The following is a 22,484-nucleotide window of genomic DNA, read 5'->3' as shown; positions in this document are numbered from 1 at the left end:
CGACGCAGATCGGGCCCATCGACTGAGAGCTCCGCCGCCGACTCGGGCCGTACCCTGGACGGGATGAGATCCCGCGCCGCGCAACTGACCGTGCTCGTCGCGATCGGGATCGTCGCCGGGGTGCTCTCCGGCCTGTTCGGCGTCGGTGGTGGGGTCATCGTGGTCCCCGCACTCATGGCCTTCCTCCACATGGACCAGCGCAGCGCCTCCGCGAGCTCCCTCGTGGCGATCGCCCCCGCGGCCGTCGTCGGTGCGATCACCTACGCCGTGCAGGGCGAGGTGCACTGGCTCGCGGCACTCACCCTGGCGATCGGCAGTGTCGTCGGGGCACCCATCGGCTCCAGGCTCCTGCGGGCGATCCCGCTCCGGGTCCTCCCGTGGATCTTCGTCGGCTTCATCGTCGTCGTGCTCGTCTCCCTGTTCACCAACGTGCCCACCCGTGAGGGTGACGTGCACTTCGGCCCGATCGAGGCGGTCGTGCTGCTCGGGATCGGGCTGCTGGCCGGCGTCCTCTCCGGCCTGATCGGTGTCGGCGGCGGAGTGGTGATCGTGCCCGGGATGGAACTCGCACTCGGCGCGGGTGACCTGCTCGCGAAGGGGACGTCGCTGCTCACGATGGTGCCGACGTCGGTCTCCGGCACGGTGGCGAACCTGCGTCGAGGGGTGGTGGACATCCGCGTGGGACTGACGGTGGGCATCACGGCGGCGGTCTGCTCACCGATCGGGGCGTTCATCGCAGGGGTCGTCGACCCGCAGGTCGGGACGTGGATGTTCGCCGGGTTCCTGGTCGTGGTGGCGGTGATCGTGCTGCGACGCGGACTCAGGAAGGCGAGCAAGCCCGATCCGCAGGTCGGAGAGGTCGCGTGACGGTCACCGCCGAGGACGTCCTCGCCGCGTTCGCGAAGACGCCGGGCGACGTCGCGGGTGCCCGGCGGGTGGCCCGGGCGCACCGGGACCTCGACGAGGGCGAACGGTCCGCGCTGTTGTGGAGCGAGGACCCAGGCGCACGGCTCGTCGCCGTCGTGCTGCTCGTGCAGGCGATGCGGGAGCGCGCCGATCCCGAACTCACCGAGGAGTACCTGTCGGCGGCGCGCGCCGAACGGATCGACCGCGTGGAACTCGTCGACATCGCTGCCGAGGAGCTCGTCGGCGCACCGATGCTCGACGGCTCGACCGGACCGCTGTTCGCGCTCGCGAAGTCGGACGTCGCCTGGGTCAGGCGCATCGCGGTGGTCGCGACGCTGGCGTTCGCCAAGCAGGGCGACGCGGACGTGCCGCTCGCAGTGGCCGGCCGACTCGTCCGTGAGCGCGGGGACACCGTGCAGTCGGCGCTCGGCTGGGTGCTTCGAGAGGTCGGCAAGCGGGCGTCCGAGCCGGCACTCGTCGCGTTCCTCGAGCGACAGGGGCGGTTCCTCAGCCGGAGCGCGCTCGAGACCGCGACCGAGCACCTGCCGGCGGCCGAGCGCGACCGTCTCCGCCAGAACGGCTGAACGCGAGAGCTGCCGAACGCGAGACCGCCTGCGCGCTACCGTGCGAACACGTCGTCCAACGTGAACGTCGACAACTTCCGCTCCTGCAACAGCGCGTGCAACCGCGGTAGCGCCCCGATGGTCCCCCGGAAGTTCGCGTGCCCGATCACGATGTGCGCCGGCTGGAACCACTGCTCCGCGAACCCGACGATCTGGTCCGACGTGATGTCACCGGAGTCGGCCAGCGACCCGTACCAGAGCAGCGGCGTCGTGTACCCGGCGCGGGCGGCTGCGGCGTCGACCCGGGCGTCGTGGTACCCGAACGGCGGCCGGAAGTACGGCTTCGCGTCCACGCCGTAGGTGTCCCGGATGAAGTCGTGGTTCCGGGTGAGCTGGTCGATGATGCCCTGGTCGGAGAGCTTCGTGAGCGCCGGGTGGTCCCACGTGTGGTTCCCGAGCTGCACCTGCCCGGAGGTCACCAACGGTCGCAGCAGGTCGGCGTGCTCGGTCCACGCGGGGCGCACCCCGTTCACGAAGAACGTCAGGCGTGTCCCGGTGTCGGCGGCGAACCGGGCGTAGGCCTCGACCACCTCGCTCGACGCTCCGTCGTCGACGGTCCAGGCGATCCCGGGCGTCCCCTCCGGCAGCCCGGTGATCGTCCCAGCGGGGAGCGGCTGTCGCTGCAGGGCGACCGGCGGAACAGTCGCGGTCGCGGTCGCCGTCGCAGTCGCAGTCGCGGATGACGAAGCAGAAGGGGACGGCGACGCGGAAGCCGCAGAAGTCCGCGAACCCGTCGGCCGTGACGACGGCACGGCCGAACACGCGGCGAGCGCCCCCGTCAGCACGGTCCCACCGACCCCGGCCAACAGCGCGCGACGGGACGGACGGGAAGGAGCGCGGTGGTTCATCGCCATCCAGCGTCCCCGCGCGGTGCAATGCCGCGCATCGGTCACCAGGACGATCCCCGATGGCCGATCGGCCAACGATGCGGCACGATGACTCCATGCCGCACACCGACGTGCCCGTCATCGACGCCGATCTCGTCCGACGCCTCGTCGCCGAGCAGTTCCCCGCATGGTCGGACCTGCCCGTCATCGAGGTCGACCCGCAGGGCTGGGACAACCGCACCTACCGGCTCGGCGACGCACTGTCGGTCCGGCTGCCGAGCGCGGAGGGCTACGTCGCAGCCGTCGAGAAGGAGCAGCGCGTCCTGCCGTACCTGGCGCCGTCCCTCGATGTCCCGGTTCCCGAGCCCGTCGGACTCGGACGCCCGGGCTGCGGCTACCCGTTCCCGTGGTCGGTGCGCCGCTGGCTCGACGGCACGGTGGCAGCACACGCCGATCCGGACCGGTCGGCGCTCGCCGCGGACGTCGGCCGGGTCCTCCGGCAGCTCCGGGCCGTCCCGGCCGACGGCGGTCCTGCCGCCGGGGCGCACTCGTTCCACCGCGGCGCGCACCCGTCGTTCTACGACCACGAGGTCCGCGATGCACTCGACCGGCTCGGCGACGACGTCGACCGGGCGGCCTGCGAGGCGGTCTGGGACACGGCGTGCGCCACGGCCTGGGAGCGACCCGCCGTGTGGTTCCACGGCGACGTCGCCCCGACGAACCTGCTCGTGGGCGACGACGGCCGGCTCACGGCACTCATCGACTTCGGCACGTGCGGCGTCGGCGATCCGGCGTGCGACCTGGTGCTGGCGTGGACGTTCCTCGACCCGGCGGCGCGGCAGGTGTTCCGCGATGCGGTCGGGCTGGACGACGCGACCTGGGCCAGGGGCCGTGGCTGGGTCCTCTGGAAGTCCCTCATCATGCTGGCCGGCAGTGCCGGCCCCGGCGACCGCGCAGGCCACCAGGCGGTCCTGGCCGTCGCCCTGGACGACGCGGTCGTGTGACTGGAGGCTCGTGGGGGTGCCGCCACGAGCCTCCCGTCCGACCCGCGCTGAGAAGGCGCGCCGGTGCGTCCGGGTACACGGGACGTACCGACGATAGGAGCGTTCATGCGCGCACTCACCTGGCAGGGCACGGAGACGGTCTCGGTCGAGACAGTCCCGGACCCGACGATCCACGAGCCCACCGACGCGATCGTGCGGATCACCTCGACCGCGATCTGCGGCTCCGACCTGCACCTGTACCGCGTGCTCGGCCCCTACATCGACAGGGGTGACGTGCTCGGTCACGAGCCGATGGGCATCGTCGAGGCGGTCGGCAGCGCCGTCACGAACCTGAAGGTCGGCGACCGCGTCGTCGTCCCCTTCAACATCTCCTGCGGCCACTGCTGGATGTGCCAGCGAGGCCTGCAGTCGCAGTGCGAGACCACCCAGGTCACCGAGTACGGCAGCGGAGCGGCGCTGTTCGGCTACACGAAGATGTACGGCCAGGTCCCCGGTGGCCAGGCCGAGTACCTCCGCGTCCCGCACGCCGACTACGGACCCATCGTCATCCCCGACGACGGCACCCCTGACGACCGTTGGCTGTTCCTCAGCGACATCCTCCCGACGGCGTGGCAGGCCGTGCAGTACGCCGACGTGCCGGAGGGCGGGACCCTGGCGGTCCTCGGTCTCGGACCGGTCGGGCAGTTCGCCGCTCGGATCGGCAGACACCTCGGCTACCGCGTCCTCGCGGTCGACCCGGAGCAGGTCCGCCGCGACCTCGGGTCGCGCCACGACGTGGAGACGTTCGACCTGACGAAGGACGTCGTCGCCCAGCTGGTCGACCTGACCGACGGTCGCGGGCCGGACGGCGTCGTGGACGCGGTCGGCATGGAGGCGCACGGGAACCCCCTCGCCGGTTTCGCCCAGCGCGCTGCCGGGCTGTTGCCAGACGCCCTCGCGCAGAAGGCGATCGAGACCGCCGGGGTCGACCGGCTCGCTGCCGTGCACGCCGCGATCGACCTGGTCCGCCGCGGTGGCACCGTCTCGCTGAGCGGGGTCTACGGGGGCATGGCGGATCCGATGCCGATGATGACGCTGTTCGACAAGCAGATCACCGTCCGCGAAGGCCAGTGCAACGTGAAGCGCTGGATCGACGACATCATGCCGCTCGTGTCCGACCCGGCCGACCCGCTCGGCACACTCGACCTGGTCACGCACCGGGTCCCGCTCGAGGACGCCCCGCACATGTACGAGGTCTTCCAGAAGAAGCAGGACGGCTGCGTCAAGGTCGTCCTGGAACCGGCCACGGCGTGACCCGCATCGTGGTCGTCGGCGCGACCGGCAACGTCGGCACCGCCGTCGTCCGCCGGCTCGCCGCCGAGCCCGACGTGCAGGTCGTCGGGGTCGCCCGGCGGCTGCCCGACGTGCACACCGCGCCGTACGGCGATGCCGTCTGGCACGCGGTGGACGTCGGTGCCTCCGACGCCGTCGACCAGCTCGCCGCCGTGTTCCGCGGCGCGGACGCCGTGATCCACCTGGCGTGGGCACTGCAGCCGACGCACGACATCCCGGTGCAGTACCGCACGAACGTGACCGGGACGGCGAACGTGCTCGCCGCCGTGGCCCGGGTGTCGGTCCCGCAGGTCGTCGTGGCGTCGTCGGTGGGGACCTACCGCGGGGTCGATGCTGCGGGCAAGCGCTTGCGCGTCGACGAGTCGTGGCCGGTGGACGGCATCCCGACCGCGACCTACTCGATCCACAAGGCCGAGAACGAGCGGGCGATGGACGCCTTCGCGCAGGCGAACCCGGACGTCGTGGTGACGCGACTCCGACCGGGGCTGATCTTCCAGCGGGCGGCGGCCGCCGAGATCCGTGGGCTGTTCCTCGGTCCGCTGGTGCCGATGCGGATCGTGCGCTGGGTGCAGTGGGCGGTGCTGCCGCTGCCGTACCCGTTCGTGTTCCAGGCCGTGCACGCCGACGACGTCGCCGACGCGTACTGGCGCGCGGTGGACCGGCGGGCGGCAGGAGCGTTCAACATCGCCGCGGCGCCCGTGCTCACCCCGCCCCGGATCGCGGCGGTACTCGGGATGCGCGGGGCCGTCCGGATCCCGCTCCGACTGCTCCGCGGCCTGGTCACCCTGACCTGGCGGCTCCGGATCCAGCCGACGGACGCCGGGTGGATCGACATCGCCGCGTCCGTCCCGATCATGCGGACGGACCGTGCGCGCACGGAACTCGGGTGGGAGGCTCGGCACACCTCCGAAGACGCGTTGCGGGATCTCGTGTCCGGGTTCGCGGACGGTGCGAACGTCGAGGGGTCGGGTCCGCTCCGCGGGTAGCGCGCTGGTCGGCGGCGCTGGGGGAGTTCGGGCGGGTACGCTCGCCCCGTGATGCCGGACCAGCTGCTCGGGGAGTGGGCGCTCGAGCGAGCCGTGGTCGATCGTCGTGCAGGCGTGCGGGGCACCGTCCGAGGGACCACGACCCTGACGCTCGAGCACGCCGGGCTCGTGCGGTGGGACGAGTCCGGCACGATGGAGCTCGCGGGCCGCTCGACACCGGTGTCCCGGACGCTCATCGTGCGGCGGGATGACGACGGCGCCTGGACGGTGTGCTTCGCCGACGGTCGCCTGTTCCACGACTGGGTCTGGGGCGTGTCCGTGGTGCATGACTGTGCGCCGGACGAGTACACCGGCGAGCTCGACGGCGACGCATCGCGCTGGACCGTGCGGTGGGACGCGGTCGGTCCGGCGAAGGACTACCGGCTCGACAGCGTCCTGACCCCGCTCGACCCGCGGCTCGATCTCCCGCTCGGCCTCCCGCTCGTGTGAGCGTCGGCGGGGCGCGGCAGACTGGGCGCATGGCCCGCACCTCCGGCAAGTCCTCCGGCACCGACGCCCCTCGGATCACCCTGACCGAACTCACCGACCTCGACGACTGGGCCCCGGCGCCAGGCGACGTGCTCTCCGGTGACCGCATCGACGGCAAGCGCATCGCGTCGCTCGACATCGCGGGCGAGCGTCTCCCCGACCTCGAGATCGAGGAGTGCGTCATCGAGGACCTCCGTGCCGACGGCGCCGACCTCCGCGGGGTGCGCGTGCACGACACCGTGATCGATGCCCTCGACGCCCCGGTCCTTCGGGCGTCGAGCAGCTCCTGGCGCGAGGTCCGGATCGGCGGCGGCCGGGTCGGCTCCGCGGAGCTCTACGACGCGGGACTGAACGGCGTCGAGTTCGTCGGGATGAAGCTCGGGTTCGTGAACCTCCGCGGGGCGACGGTCACCGACGTGGTGTTCCGCGACTGCGTCATCGACGAGCTCGACATCGCCGACGCCAGGCTCCTGCGGGTGTCCTTCGAGGGGACCCGCATCCGTGCTGCCGAGGGCTCGAACACCCGGATCGAGCACGTGGACCTGCGCGGCGCCGACCTCGACCGGGTCGAGCGGCTCGAGGGTTTCCGCGGTGCGACGATCGCGGCGGACCACCTCTACACGCTCGCACCGCTGCTGGCGGCGCAGGCGGGCTACCGCGTCGACTGACCCGCTCGCGTGGTCACGCCGGCCAGCGCCGCGGCCAGGTCGGCCTGCACGAGGTCCCCGTGCACCGCAGCGCCCGCCTGGGTCCCCGCCGCCGACGAGCCGATGACGGTGGCCATCGGCGACGCCACGTTGCCCGCGGCGTAGACCCCGCGCACGGACGTCTTCCCCATGCCGTCGACGGTGACCGCACCGGCGATCCGGACGTCGCCCATCAGCACGTCCTCCGCGACGATCCCGAGACCTTCGAGGCCGTCGACGCGCGCCTCGGCCGAGCTCGCGGCAGCGAGGGCGTCGAGCGCGACCGTCGTGCCGTCGCCGAGCTCGACGCCCGTCAGGACATCGCCGTCCGACAGCACCCGGGCCACCGGGCCGTCGTGGACCCTGACCCCGCCGGCGTCGAAACCAGCACGGGCGGTGTCGTCGACGAGTGCAGGGTCGGTCGCGAACACGGTGACGTGCTCGCTCAGCGCGCGCCAGAGCAGCGCCTGGTGTGCCCCGGACGGTGTCGTGACGAGCACGCCGATCCGTCGGTCGCGGATCTCCCATCCGTGGCAGAACGGGCAGTGCACGACACCGCGGCCCCACTGTTCCGCCAGACCCGGCACGTCCGGCAGGACGTCCGCGGCGCCGGAGGCGACGACCACGCGACGGGCCGTCACCTGCGCGCCGGAGTCGAGGGTGGCGGTGAAGGCGACCTCGTCGGCATCGCTCGCCGGCGCGGGGGACGCGGCCACGAGCCTCCCGGACGTGATGTCGACCCCGTACCGGGCGACCTCCGCGCGACCGATCCGGGTCAGCTCGAGCGGTGGCGTGCCCTCCTGCCCGAGGTAGTTGTGGACGCCCGCCGCCGGGGCGTTGCGGGGGTCGCCCGCGTCCACCACCAGCACGGATCGGCGAGAGCGGCCGAGGATGAGAGCGGCGGCGAGGCCGGCGGATCCGCCGCCGATGACGATCACGTCGTAGGTGTCACGCATGCCGACATCGTGCGGCACCGCGCATGACGTGGCAACAAAGCTTGCCGGTCTGGCAACATGGCCCCATGGAGCACGGACAGGAGGCTCGGCCCGCCTCGCGGACGACGGCTGAGGTCGTCGACGGGGTCGGGCCCCGGCTGCGCACGTTGCGTCAGCGACGTGACGTCACGTTGGCTGCGCTGGCGACGGAGACCGGGATCTCGGTGAGCACGCTCTCGCGGCTGGAGTCGGGGCAGCGCAAGCCGACGCTGGAGCTGCTGCTGCCGCTGGCCCGGGCGTACCAGGTGCCGCTCGACGACCTCGTGGGGGCGCCGCAGACCGGCGATCCGCGCGTGCACATGAAGCCCGAGGTGCACGGTGGGCGGGTCGTCGTGCCGCTCACCCGGCGGACCGGGGGAGTGCGGTCGTTCAAGCAGCTCTTCCCGCCGCACTCGCCCGGTGGTGAACCGTCCCCGAAGACGCACGAGGGCTACGAGTGGCTCTACGTGCTGTCTGGTCGGCTGCGGCTGGTGCTCGGCGAACACGACTTCGACCTCGGGCCAGGTGAGGTCGTCGAGTTCGACACGCACACGCCGCACTGGATCGGGAACGTGACGGACCACGTGACCGAGGTGCTCTGCCTGTACGGGCCGCAGGGCGAGCGGGCCCACGTGCGGTCGCGGCCGGCAGGGTGATGGGACGCGGCGTGCTCAGAACACGTGGGCCATGACGTCGTCCAGCAGGCCGGAGGTCGGGACGTTCGCCTGGCCGATGTGGATCGCGATGTCACCACGGGTGAAGTAGGTCACACCCGTCTCGACGCCGTACTGGTTGTCAGTGCTGATCCGTTGGCACCGGTAGCCCTCGGCGAGGTGCTCGCACTGGAAGCCCTGCAGGCCCTGCAGCACGGCGAACGCCTTCGATGAGTCGACCACCTGCACGGCGATCGACACGTTCGTGATGTCCGCTCGGGGATCGCGCCAGACGCAGTAGAGGCGCTTGCCGTCGGGCTGCAGCACCGGCGTGAACACCGACTTCGGGATCTCGACGGGATCGCCGACGACCGCGGGGTCGTTGAGCGGCGCGCGGAGGAACGAGTCCTTCCACTTGCTCGTGGTGATGAGCCCGTCGCACGTGTCCGGAACCGTGCCGCCGTCGTAGTCCACCCCCGGGACCGGCGTGATCGTCGAGGTCGGGCGCGGGGTGGTGCTCGTGCTCGGATCCGGTGTCGTGCTGGTGCTGGGAGCCGGTGTCGTGCTCGGTGTCGTACTCGCGCTCGGCGTCGGGTCCGGGGTGGTGTTCCCGGTGCAGCCGCTGAGCAGCGTCGCCGTCGCTGCCAGCGCGATCGCGATCCCCGCGGCGCGTCGTCGTGCGTTCCCCATGGTGTGCTCCCCTCCGCTCCTCGAATCTACAGACGTCGCGCCTGGTGTGCGGTTGCTGTTCGATCACGATGGGGTCCTCGACGCGGTGGTCGCCGCCAGGACGCCCCGGAGGGTGTTCGGCGCCAGGCGATACGGTCGGGGCATGGACTCGCCCGATGACCTCGCCGACGAACTCCGGGAGTCGATCGGGCGGATCGTCCGTGCGACCCGCGGCAAGGTCGACACGATCCCGCCGGCGCACTCGGCGACGCTCGGGCTGCTCGACCGGCAGGGTGCCATGACGATCGCCGACCTCGCCCGCAAGCGCGGGGTGAAGCACCAGGGGCAGTCCCGCACGATCGGCGAACTCGAAGAACGCGGGCTGGTCGCACGGGAGACCTCGGCCGAAGACCGCCGGGTGTCGGTGATCGGCATCACCCCGACCGGGCGCGACGTGGTGCTGCGGGACCGACGGGCGCGGGCGGACTGGCTCGCCACGGCGATCGCGGAGGACCTGTCGGCCGACGAACGGGAGATGCTCGCCCGGATGCCGCCGTTGCTCCACCGGATCGCCCGGCGCGTCGAGGAGTGACGACCACGGCGCACCCGTGACACGTCGTCGCGGACTGAGCCGGTGCAGAGGCGGGCGGAGTTGCCTGGGGTGATGTCTGCCGACCCCAGCACCGCTGTCCTGTTCGACATCGACGGGACGCTCGTCGACTCGAACTACGCCCATGTCGACGCGTGGTGGCGGGCGTTCCGCGCCGTCGACGAGTCCGTCGATGCCTGGCGCATCCACCGCGCGATCGGCATGGACTCCTCCCGCCTGCTCGGGGCGTTGCTCCCCGACGCGCCCGACGACGTCCGCGCGACCGCGAAGCAGTTCCACTCCGCGTACTACGCGGAGCAGATGCCGCGATTGCGCGCACTGCCCGGAGCCCGCGACCTGTTGCGGGCCGTCGCCTCCCTGGGGCATGCGGTGGTGCTCGCCACGAGTGCTCCCGCTTCCGAGCTCGTCCGGCTGCGGGAAGTCCTCGACGCCGAGGAGTGGATCACCGCGGTGACCAGCTCCGAGGACGTCGACGAGGCGAAGCCGGCGCCCGGGATCGTCCAGGTCGCGCTCGACCGGGTCGGGGTCGTCGCGGAGCGGGCGGTCATGGTCGGGGACGCGATGTGGGACGTCGAGGCGTCGGCGAGGGTCGGCGTGCCGTGCGTCTCCGTGATGACGGGCGGCATCGGTGGCGACGAACTGCGGCACGCCGGAGCCGCTGCCGTGTACGACGACGCGGCAGCGGTCCTGGCGGATCTCGACGGCGGCCCGATCGGGGCGCTCGGGTCGCCCGGGTCGATCGGGGGGCGCTCGTGACGGTGCGGGGCGTCGACCACGTCGGGCTCACCGTGCCGGACGTCGACGCGGCGACGACCTTCCTCGTCGAGGCCTTCGACGCGGTCGTGCTCTACGACACGCTCCCCGCCGACGCGCCGCCGAAGGGCGGCCACGAGACGGACGAGCGACTCGGCGTACCGGACGGTGCCCGTGAGGTCCGTGTCCGGATGCTCGCCCTGCCCGGCGGGCCCGGCATCGAGCTGTTCGCGTTCGACGGTGCTGCGCAAGGGGCTCCAGCGGTGCCGACGGACCTCGGATGGCAGCACGTCGCCCTGTACGTCGACGACCTCGACGCGACCCTCGACCGGGTCGTGCGTGCCGGCGCCGCCGCGCTCGGTGCACCCCGCCCGCTCCCGGGGCCCGAGGCGGGTGCCCGGAACCGGTTCGTCTACGTCCGGACACCGTGGGGGAGCACCGTCGAGCTGCTGACGTACCCGGACCCCCAGCCGTACGAGGCGCACACGGACCGTCGTCGCTGGCACCCCTGACCCCGGACCCGCGTCCGGCGGTGTCGTCCGTGCGTGTCAGGATGGTCGATCGTGATCACGATCGAACGCGTCGCCTGGGAAGACCCCCGCGGAGTCGTCCTCCGCGCCCGCATGGACGAGGAGATGCACGAGCGCTACGGCTCGGCAGCCGCCGACGAGGACCCCGCCGTCACCGCCGAGCGCGACCGGTCGCTCGCCGTCGATCCGGCCACGGTCATCACCTCGGTGCTCGCGATCGACGAGGACGGCGAGGCCGTCGGGCACATCGCGGTCCGTCGGCTCCGTGACGAGGTCGAGCTCAAGCGCCTCATCGTGCTGTCGTCCGCTCGCGGCAAGGGTGCGGCGACGGCGCTGCTCGACGAATGTGAGCGCATCGGTCGCGAACAGGGCGCGCAGCGGTTGATCCTGCAGACCGGCGATCGGCAGCCCGACGCCGTCGCCCTGTACGAGAAGACCGGATGGCGCTCGATCCCCGTGTACGAGCCGTACGCGGCGACGATGCCGTGGTCGTTCTGCTTCGACAAGGCGCTGTAGCACCCTCCGTATTGCACTTTCGCGCCATGAGTGCAATTCTTGTCCGGTGAGCACGGCCGAACGCACCCGCACGCTGCGTCGACGCATGATCGTCGAGGCACGTCGGTCGACCGTGGAGAGCGGTCTGCACGGCTTCACGATCGAGCAGCTCTGCGAGACGGTCGGGGTGTCCCGACGCACGTTCTTCAACCACTTCGCGTCGAAGGAAGACGTCGTCCTCGGCATCGAGCTCAACGCGGACGAGAACCTGCTCGTGGCGTACGCCCGCGGGCAGGTCGTCCCGGCGACGCTCGACCCCCTGAGCTCGATCGTCGCGCTCGCGATCGAGCAGGTCCACGTCGTGGGGCTCGACCGTTCCGATGAAGCGCTCGTGCGCAAGGTCTTCGACCGAGAACCCGCACTCGTCGCACGGTTCCTCTCGGCGACGGACGTGCAACTCGCGAAGGTCGCCGACGCCGTGCGGGAACGCTTCGGATGGACCGTCCCGGACGACCCTCGCGCTCGGCTCGTGACCGAGTCGGCGGCAGGGCTGCTCAAGGTCACCGCCGCCGACTACTTCGACGACGACTTCGACGAGTCGACGGGCCCGTCCTTCGACGACCTGCTCACCACGAACCTCCGCCTCATGCGGGCGGCCATCACCACCGGACAGGAAGACACCGAATGAGCACCTCAGCGCCGCGCACCGCCAAGCGCGCACGGCCCGGGAGCGATGGGCCGCTGCTCCTCACCCAGCGTCGGATCTGGATCATCTTCTCCGCGCTGATCGCCGGCATGCTGCTGTCGAGTCTCGACCAGACGATCGTCTCGACCGCGATGCCGACCATCGTCGGCGACCTCGGCGGCGTCGCCCACCAGGCGTGGATCACGACCGGCTACCTGCTGGCATCGACCATCGTGATGCCGATCTACGGCAAGTTCGGTGACGTCATCGGCCGCCGCAACCTGTTCCTCATCGCGATCGCGCTGTTCACGCTGGCATCGCTGGGGTGTGCGATGTCGACCGACTTCTGGCAGTTCGTGGTCTTCCGTGCCCTCCAGGGCCTCGGCGGCGGTGGCCTCATGATCCTGTCGCAGGCGATCATCGCGGACATCGTCCCGGCGTCCGAGCGCGGCAAGTACCTCGGGCCGCTCGGCGCCATCTTCGGCCTCTCCGCCGTCGGAGGCCCGCTGCTCGGCGGGTTCTTCGTCGACCACATGACCTGGCACTGGGCGTTCTGGATCAACATCCCCGTCGGCATCGCGGCCTTCTTCGTGGCCTGGTTCGCGTTGACCCTGCCGAGCAAGAAGGCGACGAAGCGCATCGACGTCCTCGGCGTCGCGCTGCTCTCCGCGACCACCGCTTGCCTGGTGTTCTTCACCGAGTTCGGCGGCAACAAGCAGCACGGGTGGGGTGCGCTCGAGACCTGGGCCTGGGGCGCCGGGTTCATCGTCGCTGCCGCGCTGTTCGTCCTCACCGAGTCCAGGGCCGACGACCCGATCATCCCGCTGTCGTTCTTCCGGAACCGCACGTTCGTCACCGCGACGGCGATCGGCTTCGTGCTCGGCCTCGGGATGTTCGCCGCGATCGGCTTCGTCCCGACGTTCCTGCAGATGGCGTCCGGCACGTCGGCCGCCGTCTCCGGTCTGCTGATGCTCCCGATGATGGTCGGGCTCATGGGGACGTCGATCCTCTCCGGCACGCTCATCACCAAGACGGGCCGGTACCGCGCGTTCCCGATCATCGGCACGATCATCGTCGGCATCGCGATGCTCGGCATGACGACCCTCGCCGCGGCGACCCCGATCTGGCTGATCTGCGTCTACCTGTTCGTGTTCGGTGCCGGCCTCGGCCTCATCATGCAGGTCGTCGTGCTCGTCGCGCAGAACGCCGTCCCACCGGAGCACGTCGGCACGGCGACCTCGACCAACAACTACTTCCGTGAGGTCGGCGCCTCCCTCGGTGTCGCCGTGTTCGGTGCGATCTTCACGTCCCGCCTCACGGAGTCGCTCACGGACGTCTTCACGAGCGCCGGCGGAAGTGCCTCCCAGGCCGCGAGTGCGAGCGCGAGCATCGACCCGACGCAGCTCGCGAAGCTGCCCGAAGCGGTGCAGGACGGCATCGTGAACGCCTACGCCGACTCGCTGTCGCCGGTGTTCTGGTACCTGCTCCCGTTCATCGCGGTGGCCCTCGTGCTGGCCCTGTTCATCCCGCAGATGAAGCTCGCGGACGTGGCCGGCATGGTCGCCCGCGGCGAGGCGGTCGGCGGCGCCGAGGCGGACGAGCTCGAGCGTGCGCAGCGCGGTTCGGGCGCGGAGCGTCCGGCCGAGTCGGTCGGCTCCGGAACGGGGTCGGTCCCGACGGCGCGGCACGACGAGTAGACGCTCACCCCACGACGGACGGGAGGCACGGTGCCAGCTGGCACCGTGCCTCCCGTCCGTCGTGGGGTGCGTCCGGGCCGTGCGCCGGTCCGCGCGCTCGTTGCGTGCGCAAGCAGCCCTGGCCCCCGCGCTCGTTGCGTGTGCAAGGAGCGACACTGTCGATGTCGTACGACAGCGACGCTGTCGCTCCCGGGCGCGTGCAACTGTTGCGCGTGCAAGGGGCGACACGATCGTTGTCGTACGACAGCGAGCATGTCGTTCCGAGTCGGCAACCGCCAGCCGCCAGCCGCCCGCCGGCGGCACACCGCCCGCGTCAGCCGCCCGTGCTCGCGCGCGGGACCAGGCGCGTCGGGAGTGACGGGGCCGGCGCCTCCGTGCCGTCGAGCGTCGCGAGCAGCCGGAGTGCTGCGGCACGTCCGAGTTCCGCTCCCGGCAGTGCCACGCTCGTGAGCGCGGGTGCGGTGACCGAGGACGACGGCAGGTCGTCGAAGCCCGCGACGGCGAGGGTTCCCGGGATCCCGACGCCTCGGGCGGCAGCGACCCGCAGCACCCCGTACGCCAGCGTGTCGGCTGCGGCCACGACGGCCGTCACGCCGGAGTCGAGCCATGCGTCGAGCACGCCGGACACCGCGGTCGTGGCGGCCTCGATCGTCAGGTCGGCGCTCGCGGGGAGGTCCGACACGATGATGCCCGCGGCGGCGCACGCGTCCTCGAACAGGGTGCGGCGCACGGCGAAGGTCGTCGCGCGCGAGGTGCCGTCGAGGTAGCCGATGCGCCGGTGCCCCGCGTCGGCGAGGTGCGTGACGAGCGCGGAGACACCCGGGGACAGGTCGTAGTTGACGGCTCCCGGGCCTCCCGGCGCGTCGAGGAGCACGACGGGCACACCGGCCGACATCGACTCGCCGGCTGCCGGGGCGTCGACGAGGATCCCCGCCGGCCGGAGTCGCTCGAAGCGCCGGACATCGGCGTCGACGGGTTGCTCGCCGCGTTCCGTGACGGAGAGCACGAGCTGGAACCGGTCGCCGATGGTGTCGCGGACGCCGCGGATGACCTCGGCGAAGAACGGGTTCGACAGGTCGGGGGCGATGAGCACGACGAGGTCGCCGCTGCCTCGGGCGAGGGAGCTGGCGGCGTGGTCGACGACGTACCCGAGCTCCTCGACGGCATCGCGGACCCTGGTGGCGATCGGCACCGAGACACGGCCGCGGTCCTTGCCGTTCACCACGAGCGACACCGTGGCGATGCTGGTGCCGGCGCGTTCGGCGACCATCGCTGCGGTGACGCGACGAGGGGTCCCGGAGGATGCTGGCACCCGTCGATGCTATCGACTGAGCCCTGCTCGACTTGACGTCAAGCGTTTGATGAGGTGTGATGTCAAACGCTTGACGCGGAGTGCATGGCCGCGTCGAGCCACAGCTACCGCCGGCGAGCCCGGCATCCCCGACGAAGTGGAGCGCACACGTGCCGAACGCGACCAAGCAGAAGATCATCCTCGACTGCGACCCCGGCCACGACGACGCCGTCGCCATCCTGCTGGCGCACGGCAACCCCGACATCGAGCTGCTCGCCGTGACGACCGTCGTGGGCAACCAGACGCTGCCGAAGGTCACCCGCAACGCCCTCGCCGTCGCCCGCATCGCAGGGATCACCGGCGTGCCCTTCGCCGCAGGTGCCGACCGGCCGCTGCTGCGCGAGATCGAGGTCGCCGGCGACATCCACGGCGAGAGCGGCCTCGACGGGCCGATGCTGCCCGAGCCCTCGTTCGACCTGGACGAGCGGCACGCGGTCGACCTCATCATCGAGACCGTCATGGCGCACGAGCCGGGCACCGTCACCCTCGTGCCGACCGGCGGCCTGACGAACATCGCGCTCGCAGCCCGCAAGGAGCCCCGCATCGTCGAGCGCGTCAAGCAGGTCGTGCTGATGGGCGGCGGCGTCCACGTCGGCAACTGGAGCCCGGTCGCCGAGTTCAACATCGTCATCGACCCCGAGGCCGCGTCGATCGTCTTCGACGCCGGCTGGGACGTCGTGATGGTCGGCCTCGACCTCACGCACCAGGCCCTGGCGACGCCCGAGGTCGCCGCCCGGATCAGCGAGGTCGGCACCGGACCCGCGGCGTTCGTGGGGGAGCTGCTCGACTTCTTCGGCCAGACCTACAAGGACGCGCAGGGCTTCGACTCCCCGCCGGTCCACGACCCCTGCGCCGTCGCGTACGTCATCGACCCGACGATCGTGCGGGCCGTGAAGGTCCCGATCCACGTCGAGACCCAGGGCACGCTGACGCTCGGCATGACCGTCGCCGACTTCCGCACCCCCGCGCCGGAGGACTGCCGCACGAGCGCCGCGATGGAGCTCGACCACGGCCGGTTCTGGGACCTCGTCGTCGACGCACTCGAGCGCATCGGCGAGACACCCGACACCGGCTGGACCCCCCGACCCGAGACCCAGAAGGCCTGAACCCCATGACCCCCACCTCGACGACGATGTCGAAGAAGTCGATCGGCGCCCTCACGGCGGCGCTCCTCGCAGCATGCATCGCGTTCCAGCTGAACGCGAGCATGCTCAGCCCCGCCCTCGTCACCATGGCGCGGGAGCTGCACACCGACGACGCGACGATCGGCCTCTCGCAGACGCTGTACTTCACCCTCGCCGCGCTGTTCTCGCTGTTCCTGCCCCGCCTGTCCGACATCGTCGGCCGCAAGCGTGTGCTGATCGGCATGCTCGCCGTGATGCTCATCGGCAGCGTCGTCGCCGCCCTCGCGGTGAACGTGCCGATGCTCTTCGCCGGCCGCATCATCCAGGGCGTCACCGGCCCCGTCGTCCCGATCTGCCTGCTCGTGCTCCGCAACGAGATCGCCGACCCGAAGCGCTACGGCGCCGCGCTCGGCCTCCTCACCGCGGTGAACGGCGGCATCGCCGGGATCGACTCCCTCGCCGGCGGGTGGATCGCCACGAACTTCGGGTTCCGCGGGATCTTCTGGGTCATCGCCGTCGTCACCGTGGTCGCGCTCGCGCTGGTCGCCGTGTGGGGCGTGGAGTCCCACCCGTCCAAGGGCACCCGCATGGACTGGATCGGTGTCGTGCCCCTCGTGGTGAGCGTCGGTGCCCTGCTGACCGCCTTCAACGAGGCCGGCAGGCTCGGCGCCGCGAACCCGGTCCTCGTCATCGGCGGGATCGTCGTCGCGCTCGCTGCCTTCGCCGTGTTCTGGGCGGTCGAGTCCCGCGTGCAGGAACCGCTCGTCGAGACGCGGTTCCTGAAGCGTCGGGCGACGTGGGCGCTCCTCGCCACGACGTTCCTCACCATGACGGGCGTCTTCGCCGTCGTCAACGGACTCGTCACGAGCCTGGCCCAGAACCACGACGCCGGCTTCGGGATGGAGGCGGACCTCGCCTCCCTCGTGTTCCTCACGCCGTACGCGCTCGTCGGATGGATCGTCGGACCGTTCGCCGGGCGCCTCGCCCCGACCCTCGGCTACCGGGCGATCCTGCGCGTCGGGCTCATCGGCAGCATCGTCGCGACGCTCCTGATGGCCTTCGTCGGCGTGCACTCCCTGCCGGTGCTCATCGCCGCCACCGTGCTCATCGGCATCACCTACGCCGGCATCGCGAACATCATCCTGAACGGGCTCGGCATCGTGCTCTCGCCTGACTCGAACCCCGGGTTCCTGCCCGGCCTCAACGCCGGGGCGTTCAACCTCGGCGCCGGTGTGAGCTTCGCCGTCCTGCCCGCACTGCAGATCGCCCTCGGGGTCGGCGGGTCCGCGGGCACCGCCGGCTACTCCGGTGGGATGCTGCTCGGTGCCGTCATCACGATCGCCGCCCTCGCGACGTCGTTCCTCATCCCGCGCCCGTCGAGCGCCGAGACGACGTCCGTCGCCCCGCAGAAGGAGACCGTCCGTTGAACACCATCGTCGTCGTCGGGTCGCTGAACGCGGACCTGGTGGTCCGCACGGAGCGCTTCCCGAAGCCGGGGGAGACCCTGCACGGTTCCGACCTCGCGATCCTGCCAGGCGGCAAGTCCGCGAACCAGGCGGTGGCAGCCGGGAGGCTCGGGGGCACGGTGCGCATGATCGGTGCGGTCGGCGACGACGGGAACGGTGCGCTGCTCCGCGACTCCGTCGCGGCCGCGGGTGTGGACACGACGCACGTCGCCGTCCGCGAGGGCGTTGCGACCGGCACCGCGGTGATCACCGTCGACGCGCAGGGCGAGAACACCATCGTGATCTCCGGCGGCGCGAACGCCACGCTGACACCGGACGACGTCCCCGCCGATGCCCTGGACGGGGCGACGGTGCTCGGGCTCTGCCTCGAGGTCTCGATCGACGTCGTCCTCGCCGCCGCCCGTGCCGCACACGAGGCCGGCGTGACCGTCCTCACGAACCTGTCCCCGTTCGGCGACGTGCCGCGCGAGCTCCTCGACCTCACCGACGTGCTGCTGGTGAACGAGCACGAGGCGGAACTGCTCGGCGACCACGGCGTCGCCCGGTCGATCGTCACGCGGGGTGGTGACGGGTCGATCGTGCACGACGGCGACGCCGCGCCCGTCGAGGTCCCCGCGATCCCCGTCGAGGCCGTCGACACCACGGGCTGCGGCGACGCGTTCATGGGTGCCGTGGCGCTCCGACTCGCCGCAGGCGACGACCTCGCGGAGGCCGCGCGGTTCGCCGCCGCGGTCGGGGCGTACGCCGCGACCGGAGCCGGGGCACAGGCGTCCTACCCGACCACTGAGCAGCTGGAGGCGTTCCTGCGGTCGTAGGACGAGCCTCCCGGGCCGGTACGGTCTTCGCATGCGCGTGGGAGTCCTCGACATCGGGTCCAACACCGGTCACCTGCTGGTGGTCGACGCCCACGGCGGCGCTGCGCCGCTGCCGGCGTCGTCGTTCAAGCAGCCGCTGCGGCTCGCCGAGCACCTCGACGACCGGGGCGCCGTCACGCAGGTCGGCATCGACGCGCTGACCGGCTTCGTCGCGGACTCGGTGCGCGTGGCCGAGGAGCGCGGCTGCGAGGACATGCTCGGGTTCGCCACGTCGGCGGTCCGTGACGCCGTGAACTCCGAGGCCGTCCTCGCCCACGTCGAGGAACGCACCGGCGTCGAGCTCGCCGTGCTGTCCGGCTCCGACGAGGCGCGACTCACCTTCCTGGCCGTCCGCCGCTGGTTCGGCTGGTCAGCCGGACGGCTCGCGGTGTTCGACATCGGGGGCGGCTCGCTCGAGATCGCCGGCGGCGCGGACGAGGCACCGGACGTCGCGTGGTCGATGCCGATCGGCGCCGCCCGGCTCGCGCGGTCGTTCTTCGCGGTGGGCACCCCGACCGAGGACGACGTCCGCCGGATCCGGCACGAGATCCGCGTCGAGATCGCCCGGGACGCCGGCAAGCTGCTGCGCTCGGGTGCGCCGGATCGTGCCGTGGCGACCTCGAAGACGTTCCGGTCGATCGCACGGATCTGTGGTGCGGCGCCGTCGGGGGCCGGGCCGCTCGTGCCGCGGGTGCTCGACGGCGCGACCCTGCGGGCGAAGCTCCCGTCGCTCCTGCAGATGTCCGTCGAGGAACTCGGAACGCTGCCGGGTGTCTCCGCGAGCCGGGCACACCAGGTCGTCCCGGGAGCGCTCGTCGCCGAGGCGTGCCTGGACATCTTCGACCTGCCCGCACTCGAGATCTGCCCGTGGGCGCTCCGAGAGGGCGTGATCCTCGAGCGGCTCGACCAGCTGTCGGTGCTCGGGGCGTAGGGCGCTCTACCGACTCCGCGGCGGGGCGAGGAGCCACGGGCGGATCAACTTCGTCACGAACGGCAGCACCCAGAAGGTCATGATCGGCGTGAGCACCAGCGTGGTGATGAGCACCCGGGGCAGCGCGGCCAAGCCGGCGAAGGACGGCACGAGCACGCCGACGAGGATCGTGAACGCCAGGTTCACCGGGAAGAACCCGAGCCAGATGCTGACCGCCTGCTTCCACCGCGGGGGAGCACTCGACGCAGGGGTGTCGGACGGGGCGTCGAACCAGCCCTCGATCCCGGTGCGCTTCTCGACGCGGGACTCCACCACGAGGTCCCGTCCGAGGTCGAGCCACCGCAGCCGGTCGTCGGAGTTCTCCCACGTCGCCAGCGAGTCGTGGTCGGCGAAGCGGTAGAGCATGTGCCACTCGCGGGACTGCGCCCGGGAGCGGACCCATCCCGAGCCGAGGAACCCCGGGTACCGGTTGGCGAGGTTCACGCCGGACTGCACCCAGCGGGTGACCTCGGGGATGCGGTCGGGTTCGACGAGACGGGTGATGGAGACGGTGACGGGCGGGCCGGCGGTCTCGGATGACGACTGCAGGCTCCCTGGCTCTTGTGGAGTCATGGCACCAGTGTCCCCGACCCGTGTTTCACGCTCGTGTCGGGTACGCCCTCGACGGGATCTGCGTCGCCAGCTTGCCGCCCGACACGTCGTGCAGCGTCCCCGTGATGTACCCGGCCTGGTCGCTCGCCAGGAACAGCAGCAGGTTCGACACGTCGTCCGCCGTCTCCCACCGGCGCAGCGACAGTGTGTCGAGCAGCACGTCCTGCTCCTCCCGCGGGCGCGTTGCGAAGCCGTTCATCGCCGTCGGCACCATCCCCGGCGCGTAGGCGTTCACGGTGATGCCCCACGGGCCGAGCTCCGATGCGAGCACGCGGGTGAAGGACACGACGGCGGCCTTCGATGCCGCGTACGCCGCACTACCGACGCTCGGGATGATCGCCGCGAACGACGCCGCGTTGATGATCCGCCCGCGGCCGGCGCGCTGCATCACCGGTGCCACCGCCTGGCTCATGAGGAACACCCCGCCCAGGTTGACGTCCATGCAGCGCTGCCAGTCAGCCCACCGGAGCTCGGCGACCGGTCCGTCGACGTTGATCCCGGCGTTGTTGACGAGGACGTCGATCGTGCCGTGCCGCTCGATGACGGTGTCGACGGCGGTGCGGACGGAGTCCGGATCGGCGACGTCGCAGGTCACGGTGTCGGCCGAGTCCGTCGGCGCTCCGTCCGGGAACGCCAGGTCGAGCGCGACCACCCGCGCGCCGTCGGCGGCGAACCGCTCGGCGATGGTGCGACCGATCCCGCGACCGGCTCCGGTGATGACGACCACGCGGCCGGTGATGTCGAGTTCCATGCAATGAGCATACTATTGGGCCATGACGACGGAACGTGTGCTCTGGATCACCGGCGGCGGCAGCGGCATGGGGGCCGCCAGCGGGGCAGCCGCCGCCCGCTCCGGATGGACCGTCGTGCTGAGCGGCCGCCGTGCCGAACAACTCGGCGCAGTGGCGGACGGCATCCGCGCCGACGGCGGAACCGCGCACGTGCTCCCGCTCGACGTGACCGATCCGGGCGCGGTGCGAGCGGCAACGGATGCGGTTCTCGCCGAGCACGGTCGGCTCGACGGGCTCGTGCTCGCCGCCGGGCTGAACGCCCCCGCCAGACGGTGGGACGACCAGACGATGGACTCCTTCCGGAGCATCGTCGACACGAACCTCACCGCCGTGGCCACCGTCACGGACGCCGCGCTCCCCGCCCTGCGGAAGACCGGCGGCACCGTGGTCGTGATCTCCTCGTACGCCGGGTGGTCCTTCCAGCCGGGCGCGGGCGTTGCCTACTCGGCGAGCAAGACCGCCCTCGGCTCGCTCACCCGGACGCTCAACCAGCAGGAGGCCCCGCACGGGCTCCGCGCGACGCACCTCTGCCCCGGGGACGTCGCGACGGACTTCCTCGAGCAGCGACCGTCGGTACCGGATGCTGCGGCTCGTGCGGTCATGCTCACACCGGAGGACATCGGCCGCACCGTCGCCTTCGTGCTCGACGCCCCCGCACACGTCCGGATCGACGAGCTCGTCATCTCCCCGGTGTCGCAGCGGTGATCTTCGACCGGGTGCTCGACGAGCTCGGGAGCGCCATCGTCCGAGGCGACCTGCCCGTCGGGCACGGCGACAGCGTCGAGGGCTTCGTCGCCCGCACGGGCGCCTCGAGGAGCATCGTCCGCGAGGCCACCCGCGTCCTCGTCTCCCTCGGCATGCTCAGTGCCGGCCGACGCGTCGGGCTCCGGGTCCTGCCCGCCGAGCAGTGGGACGTGATCGACCCGCACGTGGTCCGGTGGCGCCTCGACGGCCCCGACCGAGCGGTCGCGCTGGCCGAACTCCGTGCCCTCCGTCGTGCCGTCGAGCCCGCGGCTGCTGCGGCCGCCGCCCGCGCGGTCGCGTCCGGAACGCACGACCGATCCGACCTGGAGGCCCTGCTCGCCTCCGCCGAACGCCTCGCCTCCGCCGCCGGTGCGGCGGACCCGGCCCCGATCCTCCCGGCCGATCGCGCGTTCCACGGACGGTTGCTGGCACTGTCGGGCAACGCGATGTTCGCGCGCCTGCAGCGTGTGGTCGAGCGAGCGCTCGAGGAGCGCGCGGACGTCGAGCCGGACGCCCACGACGTGGCGCTCCACCGGACGCTCGCGGACGCGGTCGCCGCCGGCGATGCCGACCGCGCTGCGGCCGCGATGCGGGAGATCGTCGACCGCACCTGA

The 22,484-nt window shown here is 71.8% G+C and carries 26 protein-coding genes; 20 read left to right on the top strand and 6 right to left on the bottom strand.

All coding sequences use genetic code 11. The annotated features are described in order from the left end of the window. The first annotated feature begins 63 nt into the window (after nucleotides 1–63). Nucleotides 64–867 carry a sulfite exporter TauE/SafE family protein gene (locus ACEN9V_RS09960; RefSeq protein ID WP_413600170.1) on the top strand — a complete coding sequence of 268 codons (804 nt, stop codon included), beginning with the start codon at nucleotides 64–66 and terminating at the stop codon, nucleotides 865–867. Further along, the gene (locus ACEN9V_RS09955) at nucleotides 864–1,490 is read left to right on the top strand and encodes a DNA alkylation repair protein (protein WP_413600169.1); all 627 of its coding nucleotides are present in this window, start codon (nucleotides 864–866) and stop codon (nucleotides 1,488–1,490) included. Before ACEN9V_RS09960 ends, ACEN9V_RS09955 begins: the two co-directional genes overlap by 4 nt. A 35-nt stretch (nucleotides 1,491–1,525) precedes the next feature. Here ACEN9V_RS09955 and ACEN9V_RS09950 read toward each other — a convergent pair whose 3' ends face one another. Continuing rightward, entirely contained in the window at nucleotides 1,526–2,383 is an 858-nt protein-coding gene (locus tag ACEN9V_RS09950; RefSeq protein ID WP_413600168.1) for a polysaccharide deacetylase family protein, read from the bottom strand. A gap of 89 nt (nucleotides 2,384–2,472) precedes the next feature. On the opposite strand from ACEN9V_RS09950, the gene ACEN9V_RS09945 reads away from it, so the two are divergent. The 5 genes from ACEN9V_RS09945 (at nucleotide 2,473) to ACEN9V_RS09925 (ending at nucleotide 6,874) form a co-directional block, all read left to right on the top strand. Next, nucleotides 2,473–3,360: an aminoglycoside phosphotransferase family protein gene (locus ACEN9V_RS09945; RefSeq protein WP_413600167.1), complete on the top strand. Its 888-nt coding sequence runs from the start codon at nucleotides 2,473–2,475 to the stop codon at nucleotides 3,358–3,360. Between the two features lie 105 nt (nucleotides 3,361–3,465). Further along, nucleotides 3,466–4,653, top strand: a complete 1,188-nt coding sequence (locus ACEN9V_RS09940; RefSeq protein ID WP_413600166.1) for a zinc-dependent alcohol dehydrogenase — start codon at nucleotides 3,466–3,468, stop codon at nucleotides 4,651–4,653. Then, complete coding sequence (locus ACEN9V_RS09935) at nucleotides 4,650–5,678, top strand: NAD-dependent epimerase/dehydratase family protein (protein ID WP_413600165.1); 1,029 nt, start codon at nucleotides 4,650–4,652, stop codon at nucleotides 5,676–5,678. Before ACEN9V_RS09940 ends, ACEN9V_RS09935 begins: the two co-directional genes overlap by 4 nt. Before the next feature lie 51 nt (nucleotides 5,679–5,729). Further along, the gene (locus ACEN9V_RS09930) at nucleotides 5,730–6,167 is read left to right on the top strand and encodes a DUF6314 family protein (RefSeq protein ID WP_413603050.1); all 438 of its coding nucleotides are present in this window, start codon (nucleotides 5,730–5,732) and stop codon (nucleotides 6,165–6,167) included. A 29-nt stretch (nucleotides 6,168–6,196) separates the two neighbouring features. Next, on the top strand, nucleotides 6,197–6,874 hold the full coding sequence (locus ACEN9V_RS09925) for a pentapeptide repeat-containing protein (RefSeq protein WP_413600164.1): 678 nt from the start codon (nucleotides 6,197–6,199) through the stop codon (nucleotides 6,872–6,874). On the opposite strand, the gene ACEN9V_RS09920 is transcribed toward ACEN9V_RS09925, so the two are convergent. After that, nucleotides 6,859–7,848: an NAD(P)/FAD-dependent oxidoreductase gene (locus tag ACEN9V_RS09920; protein WP_413600163.1), complete on the bottom strand. Its 990-nt coding sequence runs from the start codon at nucleotides 7,846–7,848 to the stop codon at nucleotides 6,859–6,861. The two genes, ACEN9V_RS09925 and ACEN9V_RS09920, sit on opposite strands and share 16 nt — an antisense overlap. 65 nt (nucleotides 7,849–7,913) lie before the next feature. On the opposite strand from ACEN9V_RS09920, the gene ACEN9V_RS09915 reads away from it, so the two are divergent. Further along, the gene (locus ACEN9V_RS09915; RefSeq protein WP_413600162.1) at nucleotides 7,914–8,522 is read left to right on the top strand and encodes a helix-turn-helix domain-containing protein; all 609 of its coding nucleotides are present in this window, start codon (nucleotides 7,914–7,916) and stop codon (nucleotides 8,520–8,522) included. A gap of 15 nt (nucleotides 8,523–8,537) precedes the next feature. Here ACEN9V_RS09915 and ACEN9V_RS09910 read toward each other — a convergent pair whose 3' ends face one another. Beyond that, on the bottom strand, nucleotides 8,538–9,209 hold the full coding sequence (locus tag ACEN9V_RS09910; protein ID WP_413600161.1) for a hypothetical protein: 672 nt from the start codon (nucleotides 9,207–9,209) through the stop codon (nucleotides 8,538–8,540). A gap of 142 nt (nucleotides 9,210–9,351) precedes the next feature. On the opposite strand from ACEN9V_RS09910, the gene ACEN9V_RS09905 reads away from it, so the two are divergent. From ACEN9V_RS09905 to ACEN9V_RS09880, 6 genes are all read left to right on the top strand, one after another. After that, nucleotides 9,352–9,780 (top strand): MarR family winged helix-turn-helix transcriptional regulator, encoded by a 429-nt coding sequence (locus ACEN9V_RS09905; RefSeq protein WP_413600160.1) that lies wholly within the window; start codon nucleotides 9,352–9,354, stop codon nucleotides 9,778–9,780. 72 nt (nucleotides 9,781–9,852) lie between these two features. Then, a complete protein-coding gene (locus ACEN9V_RS09900) occupies nucleotides 9,853–10,554 on the top strand; it encodes an HAD family hydrolase (RefSeq protein WP_413600159.1) in 702 nt (233 codons plus the stop codon). Then, nucleotides 10,551–11,063, top strand: coding sequence for a VOC family protein (locus ACEN9V_RS09895; protein WP_413600158.1), 513 nt, complete (start codon nucleotides 10,551–10,553; stop codon nucleotides 11,061–11,063). The genes ACEN9V_RS09900 and ACEN9V_RS09895 overlap by 4 nt, the downstream gene beginning before the upstream one ends. Before the next feature lie 51 nt (nucleotides 11,064–11,114). Further along, the gene (locus tag ACEN9V_RS09890; protein ID WP_413600157.1) at nucleotides 11,115–11,597 is read left to right on the top strand and encodes a GNAT family N-acetyltransferase; all 483 of its coding nucleotides are present in this window, start codon (nucleotides 11,115–11,117) and stop codon (nucleotides 11,595–11,597) included. A 46-nt stretch (nucleotides 11,598–11,643) separates the two neighbouring features. Further along, complete coding sequence (locus tag ACEN9V_RS09885) at nucleotides 11,644–12,264, top strand: TetR/AcrR family transcriptional regulator (RefSeq protein ID WP_402727870.1); 621 nt, start codon at nucleotides 11,644–11,646, stop codon at nucleotides 12,262–12,264. Continuing rightward, on the top strand, nucleotides 12,261–13,958 hold the full coding sequence (locus ACEN9V_RS09880; protein WP_402727871.1) for an MDR family MFS transporter: 1,698 nt from the start codon (nucleotides 12,261–12,263) through the stop codon (nucleotides 13,956–13,958). The genes ACEN9V_RS09885 and ACEN9V_RS09880 overlap by 4 nt, the downstream gene beginning before the upstream one ends. Before the next feature lie 313 nt (nucleotides 13,959–14,271). Here the strand turns inward: ACEN9V_RS09880 and ACEN9V_RS09875 are convergent, their stop codons facing one another. Next, complete coding sequence (locus ACEN9V_RS09875; RefSeq protein WP_413600156.1) at nucleotides 14,272–15,270, bottom strand: LacI family DNA-binding transcriptional regulator; 999 nt, start codon at nucleotides 15,268–15,270, stop codon at nucleotides 14,272–14,274. A gap of 149 nt (nucleotides 15,271–15,419) precedes the next feature. Between ACEN9V_RS09875 and ACEN9V_RS09870 the strand changes: the two genes are divergently transcribed. Genes ACEN9V_RS09870 through ACEN9V_RS09855 form a run of 4 tightly spaced genes read left to right on the top strand, consistent with a single transcriptional unit; the run spans nucleotide 15,420 to nucleotide 19,684 of the window. After that, entirely contained in the window at nucleotides 15,420–16,415 is a 996-nt protein-coding gene (locus tag ACEN9V_RS09870) for a nucleoside hydrolase (RefSeq protein ID WP_413600155.1), read from the top strand. Nucleotides 16,416–16,420: 5 nt separating this feature from the next. Then, nucleotides 16,421–17,860, top strand: a complete 1,440-nt coding sequence (locus ACEN9V_RS09865) for an MFS transporter (RefSeq protein ID WP_413600154.1) — start codon at nucleotides 16,421–16,423, stop codon at nucleotides 17,858–17,860. Further along, nucleotides 17,857–18,714 (top strand): ribokinase, encoded by an 858-nt coding sequence (locus ACEN9V_RS09860; protein WP_413600153.1) that lies wholly within the window; start codon nucleotides 17,857–17,859, stop codon nucleotides 18,712–18,714. Before ACEN9V_RS09865 ends, ACEN9V_RS09860 begins: the two co-directional genes overlap by 4 nt. A 31-nt stretch (nucleotides 18,715–18,745) precedes the next feature. Then, the gene (locus ACEN9V_RS09855; protein WP_413600152.1) at nucleotides 18,746–19,684 is read left to right on the top strand and encodes a Ppx/GppA family phosphatase; all 939 of its coding nucleotides are present in this window, start codon (nucleotides 18,746–18,748) and stop codon (nucleotides 19,682–19,684) included. A 6-nt stretch (nucleotides 19,685–19,690) separates the two neighbouring features. On the opposite strand, the gene ACEN9V_RS09850 is transcribed toward ACEN9V_RS09855, so the two are convergent. Together ACEN9V_RS09850 and ACEN9V_RS09845 are read right to left on the bottom strand one after the other, a co-directional pair. Continuing rightward, a complete protein-coding gene (locus tag ACEN9V_RS09850; protein ID WP_413600151.1) occupies nucleotides 19,691–20,296 on the bottom strand; it encodes an antibiotic biosynthesis monooxygenase in 606 nt (201 codons plus the stop codon). Between the two features lie 25 nt (nucleotides 20,297–20,321). Continuing rightward, the gene (locus ACEN9V_RS09845; RefSeq protein WP_413600150.1) at nucleotides 20,322–21,086 is read right to left on the bottom strand and encodes an SDR family NAD(P)-dependent oxidoreductase; all 765 of its coding nucleotides are present in this window, start codon (nucleotides 21,084–21,086) and stop codon (nucleotides 20,322–20,324) included. 22 nt (nucleotides 21,087–21,108) lie between these two features. Here ACEN9V_RS09845 and ACEN9V_RS09840 point away from each other — a divergent pair, with 22 nt between their 5' ends. Together ACEN9V_RS09840 and ACEN9V_RS09835 are read left to right on the top strand one after the other, a co-directional pair. Beyond that, nucleotides 21,109–21,831, top strand: a complete 723-nt coding sequence (locus tag ACEN9V_RS09840) for an SDR family oxidoreductase (RefSeq protein WP_413600149.1) — start codon at nucleotides 21,109–21,111, stop codon at nucleotides 21,829–21,831. After that, nucleotides 21,828–22,484 carry an FCD domain-containing protein gene (locus ACEN9V_RS09835; protein WP_413600148.1) on the top strand — a complete coding sequence of 219 codons (657 nt, stop codon included), beginning with the start codon at nucleotides 21,828–21,830 and terminating at the stop codon, nucleotides 22,482–22,484. Before ACEN9V_RS09840 ends, ACEN9V_RS09835 begins: the two co-directional genes overlap by 4 nt.

Source organism: Curtobacterium sp. Curtsp57 (assembly GCF_047324335.1).
In the GTDB taxonomy this organism is placed as follows: domain Bacteria; phylum Actinomycetota; class Actinomycetes; order Actinomycetales; family Microbacteriaceae; genus Curtobacterium.
This window is presented reverse-complemented; position numbering and strand designations above follow the sequence as displayed.

Excerpts from the sequence above, each read along its gene's own strand:
- ACEN9V_RS09960 (WP_413600170.1), top strand. The coding sequence starts at position 64 with ATGAGATCCCGCGCCGCGCAACTGACCGTGCTCGTCGCGATCGGGATC.
- ACEN9V_RS09950 (WP_413600168.1), bottom strand. The coding sequence starts at position 2,383 with ATGGCGATGAACCACCGCGCTCCTTCCCGTCCGTCCCGTCGCGCGCTG.
- ACEN9V_RS09945 (WP_413600167.1), top strand. The coding sequence starts at position 2,473 with ATGCCGCACACCGACGTGCCCGTCATCGACGCCGATCTCGTCCGACGC.
- ACEN9V_RS09940 (WP_413600166.1), top strand. The coding sequence starts at position 3,466 with ATGCGCGCACTCACCTGGCAGGGCACGGAGACGGTCTCGGTCGAGACA.
- ACEN9V_RS09930 (WP_413603050.1), top strand. The coding sequence starts at position 5,730 with ATGCCGGACCAGCTGCTCGGGGAGTGGGCGCTCGAGCGAGCCGTGGTC.
- ACEN9V_RS09925 (WP_413600164.1), top strand. The coding sequence starts at position 6,197 with ATGGCCCGCACCTCCGGCAAGTCCTCCGGCACCGACGCCCCTCGGATC.
- ACEN9V_RS09920 (WP_413600163.1), bottom strand. The coding sequence starts at position 7,848 with ATGCGTGACACCTACGACGTGATCGTCATCGGCGGCGGATCCGCCGGC.
- ACEN9V_RS09915 (WP_413600162.1), top strand. The coding sequence starts at position 7,914 with ATGGAGCACGGACAGGAGGCTCGGCCCGCCTCGCGGACGACGGCTGAG.
- ACEN9V_RS09910 (WP_413600161.1), bottom strand. The coding sequence starts at position 9,209 with ATGGGGAACGCACGACGACGCGCCGCGGGGATCGCGATCGCGCTGGCA.
- ACEN9V_RS09905 (WP_413600160.1), top strand. The coding sequence starts at position 9,352 with ATGGACTCGCCCGATGACCTCGCCGACGAACTCCGGGAGTCGATCGGG.
- ACEN9V_RS09900 (WP_413600159.1), top strand. The coding sequence starts at position 9,853 with ATGTCTGCCGACCCCAGCACCGCTGTCCTGTTCGACATCGACGGGACG.
- ACEN9V_RS09880 (WP_402727871.1), top strand. The coding sequence starts at position 12,261 with ATGAGCACCTCAGCGCCGCGCACCGCCAAGCGCGCACGGCCCGGGAGC.
- ACEN9V_RS09865 (WP_413600154.1), top strand. The coding sequence starts at position 16,421 with ATGACCCCCACCTCGACGACGATGTCGAAGAAGTCGATCGGCGCCCTC.
- ACEN9V_RS09855 (WP_413600152.1), top strand. The coding sequence starts at position 18,746 with ATGCGCGTGGGAGTCCTCGACATCGGGTCCAACACCGGTCACCTGCTG.
- ACEN9V_RS09850 (WP_413600151.1), bottom strand. The coding sequence starts at position 20,296 with ATGACTCCACAAGAGCCAGGGAGCCTGCAGTCGTCATCCGAGACCGCC.
- ACEN9V_RS09845 (WP_413600150.1), bottom strand. The coding sequence starts at position 21,086 with ATGGAACTCGACATCACCGGCCGCGTGGTCGTCATCACCGGAGCCGGT.
- ACEN9V_RS09840 (WP_413600149.1), top strand. The coding sequence starts at position 21,109 with ATGACGACGGAACGTGTGCTCTGGATCACCGGCGGCGGCAGCGGCATG.